The organism is Bradyrhizobium sp. sBnM-33 (assembly GCF_032917945.1).
Lineage (GTDB): Bacteria > Pseudomonadota > Alphaproteobacteria > Rhizobiales > Xanthobacteraceae > Bradyrhizobium.
This window is the reverse complement of record NZ_CP136624.1, coordinates 278,801-295,633: the sequence shown is the minus strand read 5'-3', so window position 1 is coordinate 295,633 and position 16,833 is coordinate 278,801. Positions and strand designations below refer to the sequence as shown.

16 protein-coding genes, 1 tRNA gene and 2 pseudogenes are annotated in these 16,833 nt (G+C 63.1%); 5 read left to right on the top strand and 14 right to left on the bottom strand.

Annotated elements, in window-relative coordinates; translation table 11 throughout:
- The first annotated feature begins 38 nt into the window (after positions 1–38).
- A complete protein-coding gene (locus RX328_RS01415; protein ID WP_213250751.1) occupies positions 39–1,298 on the top strand; it encodes a flavin monoamine oxidase family protein in 1,260 nt (419 codons plus the stop codon).
- Between the two features lie 113 nt (positions 1,299–1,411).
- Here RX328_RS01415 and RX328_RS01410 read toward each other — a convergent pair whose 3' ends face one another.
- The 4 genes and pseudogenes from RX328_RS01410 to RX328_RS01395 form a co-directional block, all read right to left on the bottom strand.
- Positions 1,412–1,819: a thiol-disulfide oxidoreductase DCC family protein gene (locus RX328_RS01410; RefSeq protein WP_213250749.1), complete on the bottom strand. Its 408-nt coding sequence runs from the start codon at positions 1,817–1,819 to the stop codon at positions 1,412–1,414.
- A gap of 10 nt (positions 1,820–1,829) precedes the next feature.
- Positions 1,830–3,149 (bottom strand): SDR family oxidoreductase, encoded by a 1,320-nt coding sequence (locus tag RX328_RS01405; RefSeq protein WP_213250746.1) that lies wholly within the window; start codon positions 3,147–3,149, stop codon positions 1,830–1,832.
- Positions 3,150–3,154: 5 nt separating this feature from the next.
- Positions 3,155–3,315, bottom strand: a pseudogene (locus tag RX328_RS01400) (DUF2269 family protein); the annotation flags it as partial.
- A gap of 11 nt (positions 3,316–3,326) precedes the next feature.
- Positions 3,327–4,225: pseudogene (locus RX328_RS01395) on the bottom strand (dienelactone hydrolase family protein).
- A gap of 284 nt (positions 4,226–4,509) precedes the next feature.
- On the opposite strand from RX328_RS01395, the gene RX328_RS01390 reads away from it, so the two are divergent.
- Both RX328_RS01390 and ppa read left to right on the top strand, forming a co-directional pair.
- On the top strand, positions 4,510–5,019 hold the full coding sequence (locus RX328_RS01390; protein ID WP_213250743.1) for a GNAT family N-acetyltransferase: 510 nt from the start codon (positions 4,510–4,512) through the stop codon (positions 5,017–5,019).
- Between the two features lie 141 nt (positions 5,020–5,160).
- Complete coding sequence (gene ppa / locus RX328_RS01385; RefSeq protein ID WP_213250741.1) at positions 5,161–5,691, top strand: inorganic diphosphatase; 531 nt, start codon at positions 5,161–5,163, stop codon at positions 5,689–5,691.
- A 112-nt stretch (positions 5,692–5,803) separates the two neighbouring features.
- Here ppa and folD read toward each other — a convergent pair whose 3' ends face one another.
- The 3 genes from folD to RX328_RS01370 form a co-directional block, all read right to left on the bottom strand.
- Entirely contained in the window at positions 5,804–6,688 is an 885-nt protein-coding gene (gene folD, locus RX328_RS01380) for a bifunctional methylenetetrahydrofolate dehydrogenase/methenyltetrahydrofolate cyclohydrolase FolD (RefSeq protein ID WP_213250739.1), read from the bottom strand.
- A 64-nt stretch (positions 6,689–6,752) separates the two neighbouring features.
- The gene (locus tag RX328_RS01375) at positions 6,753–7,070 is read right to left on the bottom strand and encodes a DUF167 domain-containing protein (RefSeq protein ID WP_213250737.1); all 318 of its coding nucleotides are present in this window, start codon (positions 7,068–7,070) and stop codon (positions 6,753–6,755) included.
- A gap of 19 nt (positions 7,071–7,089) precedes the next feature.
- The gene (locus RX328_RS01370) at positions 7,090–7,380 is read right to left on the bottom strand and encodes a YggT family protein (protein WP_213250734.1); all 291 of its coding nucleotides are present in this window, start codon (positions 7,378–7,380) and stop codon (positions 7,090–7,092) included.
- Between the two features lie 183 nt (positions 7,381–7,563).
- On the opposite strand from RX328_RS01370, the gene RX328_RS01365 reads away from it, so the two are divergent.
- Positions 7,564–7,639 (top strand) — tRNA-Ala (locus tag RX328_RS01365).
- 229 nt (positions 7,640–7,868) lie between these two features.
- Here the strand turns inward: RX328_RS01365 and RX328_RS01360 are convergent.
- The 4 genes from RX328_RS01360 to RX328_RS01345 all read right to left on the bottom strand — a co-directional run bounded on the left by RX328_RS01360 (position 7,869) and on the right by RX328_RS01345 (position 11,388).
- Positions 7,869–8,681: an enoyl-CoA hydratase gene (locus tag RX328_RS01360; RefSeq protein WP_213250731.1), complete on the bottom strand. Its 813-nt coding sequence runs from the start codon at positions 8,679–8,681 to the stop codon at positions 7,869–7,871.
- Between the two features lie 227 nt (positions 8,682–8,908).
- Positions 8,909–9,709, bottom strand: coding sequence for a glutamine amidotransferase (locus RX328_RS01355; protein ID WP_213250728.1), 801 nt, complete (start codon positions 9,707–9,709; stop codon positions 8,909–8,911).
- Between the two features lie 166 nt (positions 9,710–9,875).
- A complete protein-coding gene (locus tag RX328_RS01350; protein WP_213250726.1) occupies positions 9,876–10,655 on the bottom strand; it encodes an SDR family NAD(P)-dependent oxidoreductase in 780 nt (259 codons plus the stop codon).
- A gap of 229 nt (positions 10,656–10,884) precedes the next feature.
- Complete coding sequence (locus RX328_RS01345; RefSeq protein ID WP_213250723.1) at positions 10,885–11,388, bottom strand: TerB family tellurite resistance protein; 504 nt, start codon at positions 11,386–11,388, stop codon at positions 10,885–10,887.
- A 383-nt stretch (positions 11,389–11,771) separates the two neighbouring features.
- Here RX328_RS01345 and RX328_RS01340 point away from each other — a divergent pair, with 383 nt between their 5' ends.
- Positions 11,772–12,248 carry a hypothetical protein gene (locus tag RX328_RS01340; protein WP_213250720.1) on the top strand — a complete coding sequence of 159 codons (477 nt, stop codon included), beginning with the start codon at positions 11,772–11,774 and terminating at the stop codon, positions 12,246–12,248.
- Positions 12,249–12,254: 6 nt separating this feature from the next.
- Here RX328_RS01340 and RX328_RS01335 read toward each other — a convergent pair whose 3' ends face one another.
- From RX328_RS01335 to RX328_RS01325, 3 genes are all read right to left on the bottom strand, one after another.
- Positions 12,255–13,664 (bottom strand): adenylate/guanylate cyclase domain-containing protein, encoded by a 1,410-nt coding sequence (locus RX328_RS01335; protein ID WP_213250719.1) that lies wholly within the window; start codon positions 13,662–13,664, stop codon positions 12,255–12,257.
- A 102-nt stretch (positions 13,665–13,766) separates the two neighbouring features.
- Positions 13,767–15,152, bottom strand: a complete 1,386-nt coding sequence (locus tag RX328_RS01330) for a cytochrome P450 (protein WP_213250718.1) — start codon at positions 15,150–15,152, stop codon at positions 13,767–13,769.
- Positions 15,153–15,326: 174 nt separating this feature from the next.
- Positions 15,327–16,694, bottom strand: a complete 1,368-nt coding sequence (locus tag RX328_RS01325; protein WP_213250717.1) for a hydrolase — start codon at positions 16,692–16,694, stop codon at positions 15,327–15,329.
- Between the last annotated feature and the right edge of the window lie 139 nt (positions 16,695–16,833).

Below are 16,833 nucleotides of genomic sequence, written 5' to 3'. Positions count from 1 at the left end.
GGCTTCTGGCACGGCATCGAACATGCTAGAGGCGTCCCATGACGTCCCTCCCCTCATCAATCGATGTTGCCATCATCGGCGCCGGCGCTGCCGGGCTCGGTGCGGCGAACGCACTGAAAAATTCCGGCCTCTCTGTCATCGTGCTGGAAGCGCGTGACCGCGTCGGCGGCCGCGCGCACACCATCATGGCCTCGCCTGACGTCACCTTCGACGTCGGCTGCGGCTGGCTGCATTCGGCGGATGAGAACTCCTTTGTCAAAATCGCCGAACAGCTCGGTTTCGAGATCAACAGGTCACTGCCGCCCTGGCGCGAGCGCGCTCACGGCAAGGCGTTTCCGCAAGCAGAGCGCGACGACTTCATGCACGCGCTCAATGCGTTCTACGACCGCGCCGAAGTAGCGGCGGCGGAAGCCGCGAAGAATGGCCGCGACTGCGCTGCGAGCCTTTATCTGGAGCCTGGCAATCGCTGGAACCCGATGATCGATGCGATCTCGACTTACGTCAACGGCTGCGAGCTCGACCAGGTCTCCATCCTCGACATGGACGCCTATGAAGATACCGACATTAACTGGCGCGTCCGCCGCGGCTATGGCGCGCTCGTGGCGGCCTATGGCGCGACATGTCCTGTGGCGCTCAATTGCGCCGTGACGCTGATCGATCATTCCACCAAGCGCATCCGCATCGAGACATCGCGCGGCACGCTGACGGCCGACAAGGTGATCATCACGGTGCCGACCGGCCTGATCGCCGACGAAGGGATCCGCTTTCAGCCGCCGTTGCCGCAAAAGGTCGATGCCGCGCGCGGCCTGCCGCTCGGCCTCGCCGACAAGGTGACGCTGGCAGTGGATCAGCCGGAGGCGCTGCCCGTAGAGGGCAATCTGCGCGCCGCCACCATGCGTACCGAAATGGGCACCTATCACATCCGCCCATTCGGTCAACCCTGCATTGAAGGCTTTTTCGGCGGCCGCTTTGCGCAATCGCTGGAAGATGCCGGCCCTGGCGCGCTGTCCGCGGCTAGCATCGACGAGATCGTCTCGATCCTCGGCAACGATTTTCGCCGCAAGCTAAAGCCGCTCGCGGAGTCGCGCTGGGCGCATGATCCTTTCGCCCGAGGCTCTTATTCGCACGCGCTGCCGGGCCATGCGGGAGATCGGGCGGTGCTCGCGGCCCCGGTCGACGGCCGGCTGTTCTTTGCGGGAGAGGCGACCTCGCCGGAGTTCTTCTCGACCGCGCATGGGGCAAGGGATTCGGGTGAGCGGGCGGCGGAGGAAGTTTTGGCGGCGACGACGAAGCGCTGACGTCTACGCCGTCATTGCGAGCGAAGCGAAGCAATCCATCGCGCAGCATAACGGGCCGATGGATTGCTTCGTCGCTTTGCTCCTCGCAATGACGGTTGAGGCGACGTTCTTTCCTACTCCATCACCCTCGCCCGCATCTCTGCATCCGGCACAAAGCATTCCTCGTACTTCCCGAATATCCGATAGCGGTTTTTCGCCACGAGGCTGTAGACAGCGTCGCGCAGCGGCTTCGGCACGGCAAACAGCGCCCGCGTCCATCGCCAGCCCGGCAGCATGCTGAGTACTGTCAAAGCGGCGTCCGATTTGAGATACGCGACGCCTCCATGCACCACAGCATTGGTGTCAGGATCGTTGGGATCGATGCCAAATGCCTGCGCCAGTCGTGTGCCATACGCCGACTGGATCGCGGTGAAACGAAACCTCCGCTCGATGTCGCGTCTTGCGACGAAGCGGACCCAGCGGGAGCAGAAGACGCAGACGCCGTCATAGAGGATCACGTCATCATCGGGCCATTGGGTCACAGGTTTGGGCTCATCGGTTATCCAACGTCAGCAGCGCCACCAGCATCAGCACGATCGCGGGTCCCGTCTTCACCAGCGCACCGAGCGGCTCGATCCAGAGGTCCGGCGTCAGGATTGTGGCGCCGGCCATATAGCCGAGCGATGCAACAATACCTGCAATAAGGCCAAATGCCGAGGTGCGGCGGAACGCTATCAGCGCGCCGATGGTCATATCCATCAGGCTGGTGCCCACGGTAATGGGGGCGACGAGCGCCGGCGGAAAGCCGTGGCTGCGCAGGATTCCGGCCGCCGCGTCATAGGAAATCACCAGTGCAATGAAGCCGGAGGCGACCCAGAACAGCACGAGGCTTGCGATCATCAAGGCCTTGATCGGAAACAGCCGGGCGAACCATTTGTCCTGGATGGTCGCTACGCGTTTTCCCGCCATTTGCCCGATCGTCTTCGGTATGATGCCGGTGGCGGCCATCCAGCCGGCAGGGCTGCCGCTGACGCCGCGCCGCAGTTCCGCAATCGCCGTCGTCCGCATCGGCGGCGTCCAGCCGAGCAAGCTCGTGAGGTCGCCGAGCCTGGCGCCGAGATCGAGCAGGAACGCCGGCATCGCAATGCGCCACCATTTGCCGGTGCCGAACACCTCGCGAAATTGATCGATGACGTCGCCGAGCGTGACCGGCTGCTCCTGCATCAGGTCCCACGTCACGGCGTTCGCCTCGCCCGGATCGCGCGCGGCAAGCCAGGCGATGGTCGCGGCGATATCCTCCATGGCGACGGGCTGGAATGGCGTGAGCCGTTCGGCAGGCGAAAGATCGATCGGAAGCGCCGCAACCGAGCGCAGCATGGCGCTGCCGCCATAGGCGGCCAATGCCACCACGAAACCCGGCCGCAGGATCGTGTACGGGACGCCGGAACCTGCGATCAGCCGTTCGGCCTCGCGCTTGGTGGTGCTGAAGGCGGTGGCGTCGGTCTCGGCGGAGCCGGGAATCGAGATATGCACCAGCCGGATCGCGAGGCGGCTTTCGCGGATCGCCTGCAACAGCCGCGCAACGAATTCGCGATGCACGGCGGCGGTGTCGCTGCCGGGGCCGTCCTGCAGCACGCCGAGGCAATTGATGACGAGGCAGATACCGTGATCGCGCAGCAGGCGCGCCATCGCCGCCGCATCCATCGACATCAGAGGCAGTTCGAGATCGACCGCGCCGTTCTTCTGCGAGGCGGATAATTTGCGGGCGACGCCGACCACGCGAAATCCCCTCCCGCGCAGATCGTCAGTCACGAAGCGGCCGATCAGGCCGGAGGCGCCGAGCACGAGGATTTTTCGGATGTCGGCGGTCATGCTGCCTAGAGCGGTTTGGCGATCATCAGCCAGAGAATAGCCATGACCGGCCAAACCCGGGAATCCCAAACAGAAACCAGCGGTGGAAAAGTGCAAAATAGCGCGACGGCAATCCTCGGTTTTGCTCCGCCGCCTTGCGCGCGAGATCGCGCATTTCGATCTGCAGGAGATACAGCGTCATCGCTTGGCCGCCGGGGTACGGGACCGCGCCTTCAAGGCACGATCGAGTTCAAGTCCGGCAAGGTTTACACCGCCGCCCGTTTCGACCAGCCAGTGGCCTTCACTGCCATGGGCCGGCAGCACGCGAAAATCGGCCTTGCCGCCGGCGGCGCGATACGCATCGGCCAGTTGACGCGACAATGCGGGCGAAAAGTAGCTGTCATTGGCAGCCACCAGCCAGGTCACCATCACGCGTGCGGCCTTGCCGAATTCGCCGGCGGCAGCCATCAGCATGTGCGGCGCGCAGACGCGGTCGAGAGAATCATTGGCATGCCCGCCGCGCCCCGGCGCGAACGCGATGATGGCGGCAACGTTCTTCGGATCTTCGCCGGCCAGCGCCAGTGCACCCCAGGCGCCGGCCGAATGACGATCACGACCATGCCTTCGGCGCGGATGAAGGGCTGCTTGCGTATGAAGCCGGTGGCAGCGGCGATCGCATCCGCCACAACCCGGCCAGACCTCGCGTAATCAGCCTCGTCGCAATCGCCCTGATCCTCGAGGTATTTTCCGCCCGTCGCGCCATGGCCCAGACGTTCAGGAACCAGCACGGCAAAGCCGCGCGTCACGAGCCATGCGGCGAGCGCGCGGTATTCCGGTTGCGGCATCTGCGCCCGCCGCAACGCGTTCTGGGTGGAGGCGTGCGCGATCACGGCAAGCGGAAACGGACCTTCGCCGCGCGGCCTGAACAGCACCGCATGCGCGGCGGTTGCAGGATCGGGAGAAGGTATCAGCCATTGCTGCCGCCGGTGAGGCTCGCCTTCCGGGCCTTGCTCGCCAAGGCTGGGCTGCGCCATCGACACCCGCGCGCCGAGCGCAGCAAGGATGGCCACTGCAAAAAGCAGTCTGGGCGGATGCATGGATTGGCCTGACACAGCTGGGAGGAGTGTTGCGAGTAACCAACAGAATACCGCCGCCGAATCAACTCCAGCGCATTTTTCCGTGAACGGATTTGCGGAAGGCATTCGACGGATCACTCAGAGAATAGTTTTCCCCTTCGTTACCCCGGCAAAACGCAAATCGAAGCAACACCCTGTCCTCTTTCGGCACAGAAGCGTGAAGAACTGATGCAGAAAATCCACAGGTTAACCGATAATTAACGATGGACCTTGAAGCCGGCCCGCCGACTTGCTTTGATCAGGATATGAGCACAACCCTGATCGAGGTTCGACCGGCCAAGGCTGCAGACGCAGCCGCGGTGGCCTCTACCCATGATGAAGCCTGGCGCTCCGCCTATCAGGGCATCATTCCCGGCGCCGAGCTCGAAAAGCTTATTAACCGTCGCGGCCCGCAATGGTGGGACAGCGCGATCCGCAAGGGCAGCCGCGTCAGCGTGCTGGTGTTTGGCGACAAGATCGCGGGCTACGCCAATTACGGCCGCAACCGCGCCCGCAGCCTGCATTTCGAAGGCGAGATTTACGAGCTCTACCTGCGGCCGGAATTCCAGGGTCTCGGCTTCGGCCGCCGCCTGTTCACCGCCGCCCGGCGCGATCTGATGCAGAGCGGGCTGAAGAGCATGGTGATCTGGGCGCTGTCCGACAACGATCCGGCGACGGAATTCTACCGCGCGCTCGGCGGTCGCATGGTGGCGCGCTCCTCGGAGAAGTTCGGGGCCAAATCGCTCGATAAAGTCGCTTTCGCCTGGACCAACTGAACCTCCGGCCGTCATTGCCGGGCTTGACCCGGCAATCCATCGTTCCTAAAGCGCCGTTGAAAGTACGATGGATACGCGGGTCAGGCCCGCGTATGACGATTATGCCTGTCGGCACACCTGCCCAGCACCACGGAGTCCCTTATGCGTATTGACGCCATCTCGATCGGAGTAAATCCGCCACACGACGTCAACGTCATCATCGAGGTGCCGGTTGGCGGCGAGCCGATCAAATATGAGATGGACAAGGAAGCCGGCACGCTGGTGGTCGATCGCTTCCTCTATACAGCGATGCGCTATCCCGGCAATTACGGCTTCATCCCGCACACGCTGTCCGGCGACGGCGATCCCTGCGACGTGCTGATTGCCAATACCCGCGCGATCGTGCCGGGCGCCGTGATGAGCGTGCGGCCGGTCGGCGTCTTGCTGATGGAAGACGAGGCCGGCGGCGACGAGAAGATCATCGCCGTGCCATCCTCAAAACTGACCCAGCGCTACGACAAGGTCCGGAACTACAACGACCTGCCCGACATCACGCTGCAGCAGATCCAGCACTTCTTCGAGCACTACAAGGATCTCGAGAAAGGCAAATGGGTGAAGGTGCTGCGCTGGTTGGGCGCTGAGGACGCCCACCGCCTGATCCTGGAAGGCATCGAGCGCGCCAATAAGAAGTAGGCCTCGTGTCCCGGACGCAGCCTGGTAACGACGAAGCCGTCATTCCGGGGCGATGCGCCAGCATCGAACTATGGTTCGCTCGCTTCGCGCCCGCCCCGGAACGACGATAAGCTCACACCGCCGGCTTAGGCAGGCCGTGAATCGCACAGGCCGCGCGTAGCGTATTCACCAGCAGGCACGCCACCGTCATCTGGCCGACGCCGCCCGGCACCGGCGTAATTGCACCGGCGACCTCGGCGACTTCCTTGAAGGCGACATCGCCGACCAGCCGCGTCTTGCCGTCGGCCAAAGGCAGGCGGTTGATACCGACATCGATCACGGTAGCGCCCGGTTTGATCCAGCCGGCGCGCACCATTTCGGGTTTGCCGACCGCGGCATAGACCAGATCGGCGCGCGCGCAGAGCTGCGGCAGCTCCTTTGAGCGCGAATGCGCGATCGTCACCGTCGCATTTTCATTCAGCAGCAATTGCACCAGCGGCCGGCCAACCAGATTGGAGCGGCCGATGACGATCGCGTTCATGCCTTCCAGCGAGGCATGCACGCTCTTGGTCAGGATGATGCAACCGAGTGGCGTACACGGCGACAGCGCGGCAAAGCCGCCGGCCAGCCGGCCGGCATTGTTAGGATGCAACCCGTCGACATCCTTGGCGGGATCAATCGCGTTGATGATGGTTTCGGCGTGAAGCGATTTCGGCAGCGGCAATTGCACGAGAATGCCGTGCACGGCAGGATCGCGGTTGAGCTTTGCGATCAGCGCCAAGAGATCGTCCTGAGCGACGTCGGCGGGCAGCTTGTGCTCGAACGAGGCCATGCCGGCGGCCTGGGTCTGGCTGTGCTTGCTGCGGACATAGACCTCGCTGGCGGGGTCGTTGCCGACCAGTACCACCGCGAGACCCGGTGTGACCTGATGCTCGCGTTTGACCCGCGCGACCTCTTCGGCGACACGGACGCGAAGCTCCGCCGCAATGACCTTTCCGTCGATAATGCGTGCCGTCATCTCAGTCCTTCGTCTTCGCTTTTCCGCATGATCTTTTCGGAAAACCGGTTCCCACTTTTCCGGATCATGCTTTGTCGGCGGCTACCTTTCGCAGCGTTTCGCCGAGAATTTTGGGATCGCCGTCAACGGCGACCTGCTTGATGCGCGAGGTCATGCCAGACAGGATTTTCACCCTCGCCTTCGGAACACCGAGCACCTTCGCCAGCAGTTCCGTGACCGCACGGTTGGCCTCGCCGCCATCAGCGATGGCGCGGACGCGAACCTTCACCACGGAACGGCCGTTGGCGAGCGTTTCAACGCCGTCGATGTCATCGCGCCCTCCACGTGGCGTCACTCGCAGTGCGACACTGATGCCCTCGGTGGAGTAACGCCAAGGATCCATCAGCTAGCGGCGCCCGCGGTCAGATGACGTTTGGATAGATGTAGTAGAGGATTACCCGCTGGATGAGCATAATGATCAGGATCAGGATGATCGGCGAGATGTCGAGGCCACCCAGGTTGGGCATGAACCGGCGGATCGGCGCCAGCGCCGGCTCGGTGATCCGGTACAGGAATTCCGCCGCCGTCGCGACGAACCCGTTGCGCGTGTTCACGACATTGAAGGCGATCAGCCAGGACAGGATGGCCGCGGCGATCAAAAGCCAGACGTATAGGTCAAGGACAATGATGATGATGTCGAGGATAGCGCGCATGTGAGGGGGAGCTCGCAGGAGGGATACTCAGCTAGATATCGGTTCATCCCCGCGCAAACAAGGGAAGTTCCCGGCAAAATCACGCCAAAATCGGTACTTTCACCGTTCTTGACTTGACCTCGGGCCGGACTGTAAATGGCGCCGATTGTCGGCTGCTTCGGACGATGTCGAGGCGGTCGCGACGGGGCCATAGCTCAGCTGGGAGAGCGCGTCGTTCGCAATGACGAGGTCGGCGGTTCGATCCCGCCTGGCTCCACCAGCCTTCGCTGGCTTCGGCAGCTTCGGCTAGGCAAGCCACACCGTTCCCTATCGTAGCGAAGGCTGCCTCGGCGTAGCCCGAAGGGCGGAGACGGGCTTCATCCGCAACTACTCTTTCACGAGCTGCGGCTCGGCAGGCCACACCGTGCCCTATCGTAGCGAAGTGAGCGAAGGCTGCCACGCCATAGCCCGAAGGGCGACGGCGGGCCGGCAGACCCGACCCCGCCCCCTCACTTCCCCGTAAACCGCGGCGGCCGCTTCTCCACAAAACTCGCCACGCCCTCCCGGAAATCGCTCCCCTTCAGCGCGATCTGCATTTCGCGGTTGGCGTCGATGGTGGCTTCCGCGAGCGTCTGGAACGGCACGTCATAGAGCTGGCGCTTGATTACCGAAACCGCGCTGGGCGAGACGAAATCGGCGAGATCGCGCGCATAGGCATAGGTCTGCTCGCGCAACTGATCCGGCGGATAGATCCGGTTGACCAGCCCGATCCGCAGCGCTTCCTCGCTTGAGACCCGCCGCGCCGACATCAGCAAATCCAGCGCATTGGCGTGGCCGACGATGCGCGGCAGCATCCAGCTAATGCCGTGCTCGGCGATCAGCCCGCGGCGTGCAAACGACGTGGTGAAGACGGTATTGTCGGCCGCAAAGCGCAGGTCGCAATACAGCGCGTGGACCAGGCCGATGCCGGCGGTGGCGCCGTTCAGCATGCCGATCACGGGTTTCGGGATCGCCGGATAATAGGCGTAGCGCGTCTGCCAGTCTGCCCGGCGGTTCATGTCGAAGGGCGGGATGTTCTCGCCGCGCCGGATCTCGCTGGGATTGATGGCCTGCAACGCCTCCATGTCGGCACCTGCGCAGAAGGCGCGGCCGGCGCCGGTGAGCACGATGACGCGGACATCGTCGTCGGCGCTGGCGGCCTCCATCGCGTGACGCACATCGCGCTCCATGGTCGCGGTCCACGCGTTCATGCGGTCGGGGCGGTTGAGCGTGATGGTCGCGATCTTGTCGCTCACCTCGTAGAGAATATGCTGGTAGGTCACCGCGGGTCTCCCTGTCGTTCTTGTCATTGCCATTTGGGCGCGCGAGCCCTTCGGCCGCGCCAGATGTAGACGTGATAGACGGCGTCTTCGGTGAAATAACTGGCGAAGCGCGCGCCGTACCTCGCCTCCCTTTCGCCCGTTCGGAACCTGCGGGCTCAGGAGCGCGACACTATCACATCGGCGGTTTTTGAAAGGCGTTCGGACGCGCGGGCAAATTCCGCGTGGCGCTATTCGGCTGCTTCCAGCAGAACCGCGTGCGGCGCCCGCGCGATCCAGCCCGCAATGAAGTTCTTCAGCCACGCCCGTTCGACGAGGTCGTGCACGGCGCGGCCTTCGAAGTGAAGGTGACGCGGCTGCGCGCCCGGCGAATCCATCCGCACGCACCCGCGCGTGGTCCAGCGATGCATCATGGCGTAGGTGACGTCGGGATGAAACTGGAAACCGAACGCGTGACCGTGCCGAAACGCCTGCACCGGAAAGTCATCGCCTTCGGCAAGCAGTTCGGCGCCATCCGGCAGTTGAAATCCTTCGCCGTGCCAATGATAGACGCGCTCCGGCCAGTCCGAACAGAGCGCATGACCGGCAGCGGTTGGGCGGATCGGATAGTAACCGACCTCGACCCGGCCTTCATGATGCGGTGCGACCTGCGCGCCCAATTGTTTGGCAAGCATCTGGGCGCCCAGGCAGATGCCGAGAAACGGCCGCCGCTCGCGCAGGGGAACTTCGATCCAGTCAATCTCGCGGCGGATATAGTCGTCGGAGTCGTTGGCGCTCATCGGGCCGCCGAAGATGACCGCGCCGGCATGCTGGTCCAGCGTTTCCGGCAAGGGGTCGCCCGACCGCGGACGCCTGACATCGAGGGGATAGCCGAGCGCACGCAGCGCGTTGCCGACCCGGCCGGGTGTCGAGCTTTCCTGGTGAAGGACGATCAGAACGGGTGGCAGGGATGCGGCGTCAGGCGCAAACAGCGCCTTTCGGCCCGGAAAGGGCACGATGTTGTCACCATTTTTGCTCGACCGGAACGACATCGACGTTGCTCAGGTGTCTCAGACCGAAACCATACCTAAGTGAATCTTAATTTCGGGTGAGTTCACGCACACATCCAAAAATGTAAGCAAACCGCGGGCCAGATGCGGTCAGCGCGCGCGACCCGCGGTGCGAACGGGCAAGAACACCGAAAACCCGGAGATTTCTTCAGCGCTGGCGGAGCTGGAAGCGACCGATCGCCCCGAGGATAAAGGAGCGCGGAAACAGCCGGAGCATGAATGGCACAATCTTGATGCCGAGACCCGGCAACACTGCCCGTTTGTTGGCCATCAATCCGCTATAGGCCTGCTGAGCGACATCGGCCGGTGAGACGTTGAGGACCGCCGAATCATAACCGGGATTAAATCCGGCGCGCGCCTGAAATTCCGTGGGCACGGGCCCCGGACACAACACCGTCACCCGCACGCCATGTGGCGCCAGTTCTGCGCGCATGGCCTCGGTGAACGACAGCACATAGGCCTTGGACGCGTAATAGACCGCCATTCCCGGCCCCGGCAGGAAACCCGCGATCGAGCCGACGTTGAGAAGCCCGCCGCGATTGCGGATCAGGTGATCGGAAAACCGCAGCGACAGGTCGGTCAGCGCGCGGATGTTGACGGCGATAATCTCGAGCTGGTTGGAGCGATCGCGCTGGATCGCTCTGCCGAACACGCCAAATCCAGCGTTGTTGACGAGATATTCGACCTCTACGCCGGAAGTGGTCAAGGCCTCGGCAATCCTGTCGCCGCAATCGGGCTGCGCGAGGTCGCAGGGAATGACGATCGGTGCCGCGCCGCCGGCCGCCTTGATTTCCGCCGCCAACGCTTCCAGGCGATCAGCGCGCCGCGCCACCAGCGCTACGCGATGGCCCTTCGATGCAAAAACGCGTGCTAGCTCGGTGCCTATGCCCGCCGATGCACCGGTAATCAGCGTCACACGCTCGGTCACGGTTGAATGCTCTTAATATCAAGTCAGGGTTATGCCGCCAGCACGGGAACGAGAGCATAGGCGCGCGGTGTGACGCAAGCCATCCCCCAAATATGGCGCCATGCGGGCCTGTATGGCCCCACGCGCTGAAGTTCCTATGTTTTCAGGCTTATCGCGCGTGGCCGCGGCCGACCGCGTCGCACATTAAAGTTTCGTCATCTGCAATGAAGCACGGCTTCATCACTCACCGTCACATTGCTGCGTCTTCGGCGTTCGGCGCACCTGCGGACGAGGCCGGCTGCCGCTCAGCCACCCGATGCTTGAGGTCGATCCGGTCGCGCGAGGAAATGCCAAGCAGGTCGGCCGCGCGCCAGACGACGTTATCCTCGAACTCGCTGACCTCGCCATCCGCGTATACCAGTTCCCACATCATCTCGATGATGCGAAGCCGGCCCTCCTCGTTCACCGAACGCATGATGACGCTGGTGAAACGATAGAGATCGACCGCCTCGCCTTCGGCCCGCGTCGCCGACGCGATCAAATGATCCGCCGTCCCGGGATCGAGCTTGAAGCGGCTCTCGATCAAACTGTGCAATTTGCGTTTCTCGATCGCGCTCGGCTCGCCGTCGAGCGAGACGACGTGAACCAGTAGTGCAGTCGCCGCGAGAAGATAGCCGGTATCATCGAACGCGAGATCTGAATCCGCGCTGGGTGCAACGATGTCGGCAATGAATTGGCGCAGTCCGTCGAGCATCAATCTACCTGCAAATTCGAAGAAGCTGTTGAGCGAATATGGGTCGAAGACTTGGCCTTCGCAATCCGCGCAATGGGTGGCTGACAAGGCACGCAGATTAAATCGGCGTCACGTTGAACGTGACGGAAATTCCTGCGTTTAAACTTGGGCAGGGCTCAGAACCGCCACAGCGAGCGGCCTTCGCTTCCTGTTGAATCTGAATCGGGCCCGCGGTCGAGGGTTCAAGCACGACCTTGCTGCTTCGGAACGACATTCCAATCGGCCAAAGTCCGACTCGCGCGATTCGCCGCAGGCTGCGAGGTCGATAATCTAATTGCAAGTAATTCGCATTTGCATTAGAGAAGAGCTCGCTGTTCCAACAAGCGATTCTCGAGGAAACGATCATGGCCTCCTTCCGCTTCGCACTTGGTGCTGCCGTTGTGCTCGGAATCGCTTCGGGAGCTGCGCTTGCGGCAGGTGACCTGTCGCGACAGACGCCGATCGAGGTGACGGTCGATCTCGGCGCGCCCGGCAAACACGAATTCGCGCCAAAGCAACTCAAGTTTGAAACCGGCAAGCTCTACAAGCTGATCCTGCGCAATTCGAGCAACGATCCGCACTACTTCACCTCGCACGCGTTCTCGCAGATGGTGTTCACGCGCAAGGCGCAGGTGACGCAGCAGCAGAACGGCAAGACCGTTACGCTCGCCGAATTCAAGGGCGCGATCCGCGAGATCGAGGTCTATCCGGGACAATCCGCCGAATGGTGGCTGGTGCCGATCGCAGCCGGCCGTGCCAGCGACCTGCGCTGCGACATCAAGACCAGCGACGGCAAGACCCACGCCGAACTCGGCATGACCGGCGAGATCGTGATCGAGTAGCGCCGTTTAGGGTATCTCGTACACCACCATCTTGTCGGCGATGCCGCGCAGTGCCGCTTCCTTCTGGATCGGCCGGATCGCCTCCTTCGCCAGGATCGTGGCCACAGCGGGCGATTCGATCACAGGCCCGGTGATGTGGATCTCCCGCGAGGTCGACAGGCTTTGCACCCGTGAAGCGATGTTGACGGTCTGGCCGAAATAATCCTGCCGTTCGTTCAGCATCACCGCCAGGCAGGGGCCTTCGTGAATGCCGATCTTGACGATCAGGTCCTCCCGGCCGCGCTCGGCATTCAGCGTCGCCATTGCCGCCCGCATGCGCAGGCCCGCGACGATCGCATGTTCCGGCCTGATGAAGGTCGCCATCACCGCATCGCCGATCGTCTTCACGACCGCGCCCTTTTCTGAAGCGATGATTTCGAGCAGCGCGTGGAAATGCGCCCGCACCAGGTCGAAGGCGGCGAGATCGCCGACCCGCTCATAGAGCGCGGTGGAGCCCTTGAGGTCCGTGAACAGGAAGGTCAGCGAGGTGATCTTGAGGCGCTGATCGACGTTGAGATTATCCGCCTTGAAGACGTCGCGAAAAGTCTGGTTGGACAGCATCCGCTTGGCGGTCAGGATCGGCTTGCGCTTGCCGAGCAGCTCATGGAGCGTGTCGTTGGCGACCCAGACCGCGGGCAGCACTCGGTGGTCGGTCTGGTTTTCGAGCGACAGCCGTAGCGGTCCCGGCCGCATCACCGTCGAGCCCGTGGGCGCCTGCAGCTTGTTGAAGACGATCGAAAACTGTTGCCGCTCGCGGGTCGGCTCGCCCTGTACATCGAAGAAATGCGCCGAATGCGTTACCGGCTCGAACACGATCACGAATTGGTTGGGCAATTGCAGCGACAGCACCGCCTTTTCGCCCGCCGGCAGTTCGATCGCTTCGAGCGAAACCTCGTCGATCAGTCGCTTGATCGATTCCTCGCTCAGGTCCATCCCCGAGCTCCAGAACATCTGGCGGTTATATTCCCAGATCGGCAGCGTGTTGGGATCGTGTGCGGCAATGCGCCTGACGCGCGGGCTGACCGTGAAAGCGACCTCGACGCGGTCGTCGACTGATGCTTCGTAACCCTGGGCGCACAGCGCGCAATTATAATCGTCGTGGCGGAGGGATTTCAGGGTATTGTGCGCACCGAGCACGCCACCGCAGCCGGGGCACAGCACATTCCAGGTGAGATCGAACAGCCCGAGCCGCGCCGAATGCAGGAAGGCCGAGATGACCTTTTCCTCGTCGAGCCCGTAGCGCGCGGCAAAATCCAACAGGTTGATCCGGTTGAGCTCGCGGTCCTCGCCCTTGGCGATCAGTTGCGAGATGGCGTCGACCACCGCCGGATCGGCGGTCTGCTTCAAGACTGCGAACTGGGCCTGGGTATCGCTCATGCTGACAACCTAGATGACGCTCCCGCGGCGACTGCGCAAGGTGCGTTTCCTTCTCTGACGCATTTTCTTCGCGCTCTCCGGCAATCCCGGATCAAAAAAAGACTACCGGGGCGTGATGACAAATATCGGCGAACGGTCGGGCTGCGTCGTCACCACGCCGATCGGCATCACCGGCTCCTTGTCGAACAGCGTGACGCGAAACGCGCCGATCATCTTCGCCAGCGCCAGCGTGGCTTCAACCAGCGCAAAATGCGCGCCGATGCAAACGCGGGCGCCGACGCCGAACGGCAGATAGGCGAAACGATCGGGCGGCGTTCCCGTCATGAAGCGGGACGGGATGAACGCGCTCGGATCGCGCCAGAGTTTCTCGTGCCGATGCAACAGCCACGGCGCGATCAGGACAATGTCCTTCTTCTTGACCGGCAGGCCGGCGATCTTATCCGGCCCAATCGCCGCGCGTGCGATCAGGAACGCCGGCGGATAGAGCCGCATGGTCTCATCGATCACCGCGCGGGTAAATTTCAGCCGCTCGATATCGAACGCGTCATTGATCGTCGCGCCCTGCACTTCGCTCGCCACCTGCTCCTGCGTGGCAGGATCGAGCGCCAGGAGATAGAGCGCCCAGAACAATGCGGTCGCCGTCGTATCATGGCCGGCGAGAATCATGGTCGCGACCTGATCGCCGAGTTGTTCGTCGGTGAAGGCCTCGCCGGTTTCCGGATCGCGCGCGTCGCCCATCAGGTCGAACAGGTCGCACGCCGGCCCGCCCTGTTGCTTGCCGGCGGCGCGGCGTTCGGCCATCAGCATGCCGACAAACGCGGTCCATCGCTTGCGGAAGCGGCTGCGTGCAATGTCCTGCGGGCTTGGCCAGCTCAACGGCAGCAGCAGATCGAGGAAATGCGGGCGCGCCAGCCGCTCGCCATATTCCATCACGAAATCGCGCAAGGCGGCGCCATGGCGATCCATCCCGAACGAGAACATGGTGCGTCCGGCGATCTCGAGCGCCATCCGTTGCATCGCCTCACGCAGGTCGACGTGCCCATTGCTGGCGGCTCTGAGCTTGGCGACCGTTTCGTCGATCGCCGCCAGCATGTGCGGAACGAGCGGCATTACCGCGCGCGGCGTGAACGCCGGCGCCAGCGTGCGGCGCTGATGCTTCCACGCGCGTCCTTCGGCAATCAGCAGGCCTTCGCCGAGGATTGGACGCAGCACCCGGATGCCGGCTGGCGTGCGCGTATAATTCTCGTAATTGTCGACCAGCACATGCTTGATCGCATCCGGCGCGTTGAGAATGAACGTGCTGCGTCCGAAGAACCGGCCCTGGACGATATCTTCCTCATAGGCCCGCTGGCCCCAGCTACCGATCGGGCTTTCGCGGATCGCCTTCATCCGCCCGAACACGGTCATGTCGTCGGGCGCCCGCGGCGGGCTCGGCGGCACCAATGGAGCTCGCGCAACCGTCATGTCGTAGGTCTCGGCTATGCTCATCGGCGCCACTCTCGTAGCCCGGATGAGCCAACGGGTCGCGCGAAATGCGCGCCCGATGACAGGCTCCACGATATCCGGGACCAACGCCCCCGCATATCGCTTCGCTCATGCGGGCTACGGCTCCAACTATGTATTCGATCCGGGCGCCACAAAGGCGCACCCGTCAGGAAACAGCTAATAAGTCAATTCGGCAACCGCAATCCGGTTCTCGGAGGCCGGCCAAGCCCGTGCCACGATCCGCTCGGTGTTGAAGATGGTCACGACGGGCCTGCCGACCTCCGACGCCGGAAGCCGCAAGGTGGTGACCGAATCGGCTGGCACGCCTGATTTCACGTCCTTTGGCTCCTTGCCGTCGATCAGCACCACATCGCGTGGCAAGCCGAAATAGCCCCGCGGGCGCGACATCAGGACCACCGCCCCCGCACCGGCATCGGCCGTTCCGAGCGGGCGTGCGGCGCGCAGATGCACAATCTCGGAAGAACGCGGAAACGGCGAGCGATAGATGTGCGTCGTGGTCGAACCGGCCGATGTCAGCACGATTTCCAGATACCAGGTCGGCTCGACCTGCGCCGGACCCCAGCGGCCATCGGCGCCGGTCTGCGAAGAGTGGATCAGGCCGCCGAGCCGTTCACCGGTCTCGGCAGAGACGCGATAGATTTCGACCATTGCGCCAGCCACAGGGCGGTTGGTGACGACGCCCCCCGGCGAGCCCGTCACAAGTCCGCTCAGTTTGACGTCAGCTTCCGGCACGATCTCGATGCGTGACGGCTCTACGCCAGCGATAAATTTATAGATCTCGCGAAACGCGCGCGGATGAAAGGCGACTTCGCGGTGATCAAGCGCGCCGAGCACCAGATTGGTCGCGCCCTTCAGCGCAGGACCATCTGATGTCACGCCGGTCGGCGTGCCCGGCTTGCCGACGAAGCGTCCGTCGGGTTGCGCATATTTATCGTTGCCGTCGCTGCGCAAAGTGAGAAACGCCGTGCCCGGCGTCGCCTCGCTGTCGCCTTCATTCAGGCCACGCAAAAATGGGCCGCGGCCGTTGAACTCGTTATTGATGCCGTCACCCCAATCATAGATGCCGTGATTGGGAACGCCGCACAGCACGGCATGGCTCACATCAGCTCCGCCGCCATTTCTGATGTAATTGCGGATCGAATAGCCGCCGCGCGAATTACCGACCAGGGCGATGCGCGCGGCGCCGGTACGACGCTGCAGTTCCTTGACGGCCTCGCCGAGCTCGCGGCGCTGGTCTTCGGTCGAGGAACGGTTCGGTTGCTCCACTTTGTCGTCACTCCGCGCCAGCGGGTCGGTGAAATTGATCGCCAGCACTCGCTCGCGCGGCACGCCATTCGATTCCATTCGCCACAGCGTCGTGATCCAGAGCGCCGCATGGTCGCCATTGCCATGCACAAACAGGATCGGCGGAACGGCTGCAGGCGCGGTCTGCGCCCGCGCCTGCAGACCGAGGAGCGGAAGACCGCCCGCCAGCAAGGGCAACGCTCCGGCACTCTTGAGGATCAACCGCCGCGACAGCCGCATTCCGAAACCTCCCGTTGCTTTTCAATACCTTAGCTGTGCGATAGCACCCCCGATAGTGCTGCTTCGACTGGACAGGCCGGGGCTTTCGCAGGCATCACCTTACATTCGAACGGAATCAAGCCGGTGACAAAACGCCAAC

Excerpts from the sequence above, each read along its gene's own strand:
- RX328_RS01415 (WP_213250751.1), top strand. The coding sequence starts at position 39 with ATGACGTCCCTCCCCTCATCAATCGATGTTGCCATCATCGGCGCCGGC.
- RX328_RS01405 (WP_213250746.1), bottom strand. The coding sequence starts at position 3,149 with ATGACCGCCGACATCCGAAAAATCCTCGTGCTCGGCGCCTCCGGCCTG.
- RX328_RS01390 (WP_213250743.1), top strand. The coding sequence starts at position 4,510 with ATGAGCACAACCCTGATCGAGGTTCGACCGGCCAAGGCTGCAGACGCA.
- ppa (WP_213250741.1), top strand. The coding sequence starts at position 5,161 with ATGCGTATTGACGCCATCTCGATCGGAGTAAATCCGCCACACGACGTC.
- folD (WP_213250739.1), bottom strand. The coding sequence starts at position 6,688 with ATGACGGCACGCATTATCGACGGAAAGGTCATTGCGGCGGAGCTTCGC.
- RX328_RS01375 (WP_213250737.1), bottom strand. The coding sequence starts at position 7,070 with ATGGATCCTTGGCGTTACTCCACCGAGGGCATCAGTGTCGCACTGCGA.
- RX328_RS01370 (WP_213250734.1), bottom strand. The coding sequence starts at position 7,380 with ATGCGCGCTATCCTCGACATCATCATCATTGTCCTTGACCTATACGTC.
- RX328_RS01355 (WP_213250728.1), bottom strand. The coding sequence starts at position 9,709 with ATGTCGTTCCGGTCGAGCAAAAATGGTGACAACATCGTGCCCTTTCCG.
- RX328_RS01345 (WP_213250723.1), bottom strand. The coding sequence starts at position 11,388 with ATGCTCGACGGACTGCGCCAATTCATTGCCGACATCGTTGCACCCAGC.
- RX328_RS01340 (WP_213250720.1), top strand. The coding sequence starts at position 11,772 with ATGGCCTCCTTCCGCTTCGCACTTGGTGCTGCCGTTGTGCTCGGAATC.
- RX328_RS01335 (WP_213250719.1), bottom strand. The coding sequence starts at position 13,664 with ATGAGCGATACCCAGGCCCAGTTCGCAGTCTTGAAGCAGACCGCCGAT.
- RX328_RS01330 (WP_213250718.1), bottom strand. The coding sequence starts at position 15,152 with ATGAGCATAGCCGAGACCTACGACATGACGGTTGCGCGAGCTCCATTG.
- RX328_RS01325 (WP_213250717.1), bottom strand. The coding sequence starts at position 16,694 with ATGCGGCTGTCGCGGCGGTTGATCCTCAAGAGTGCCGGAGCGTTGCCC.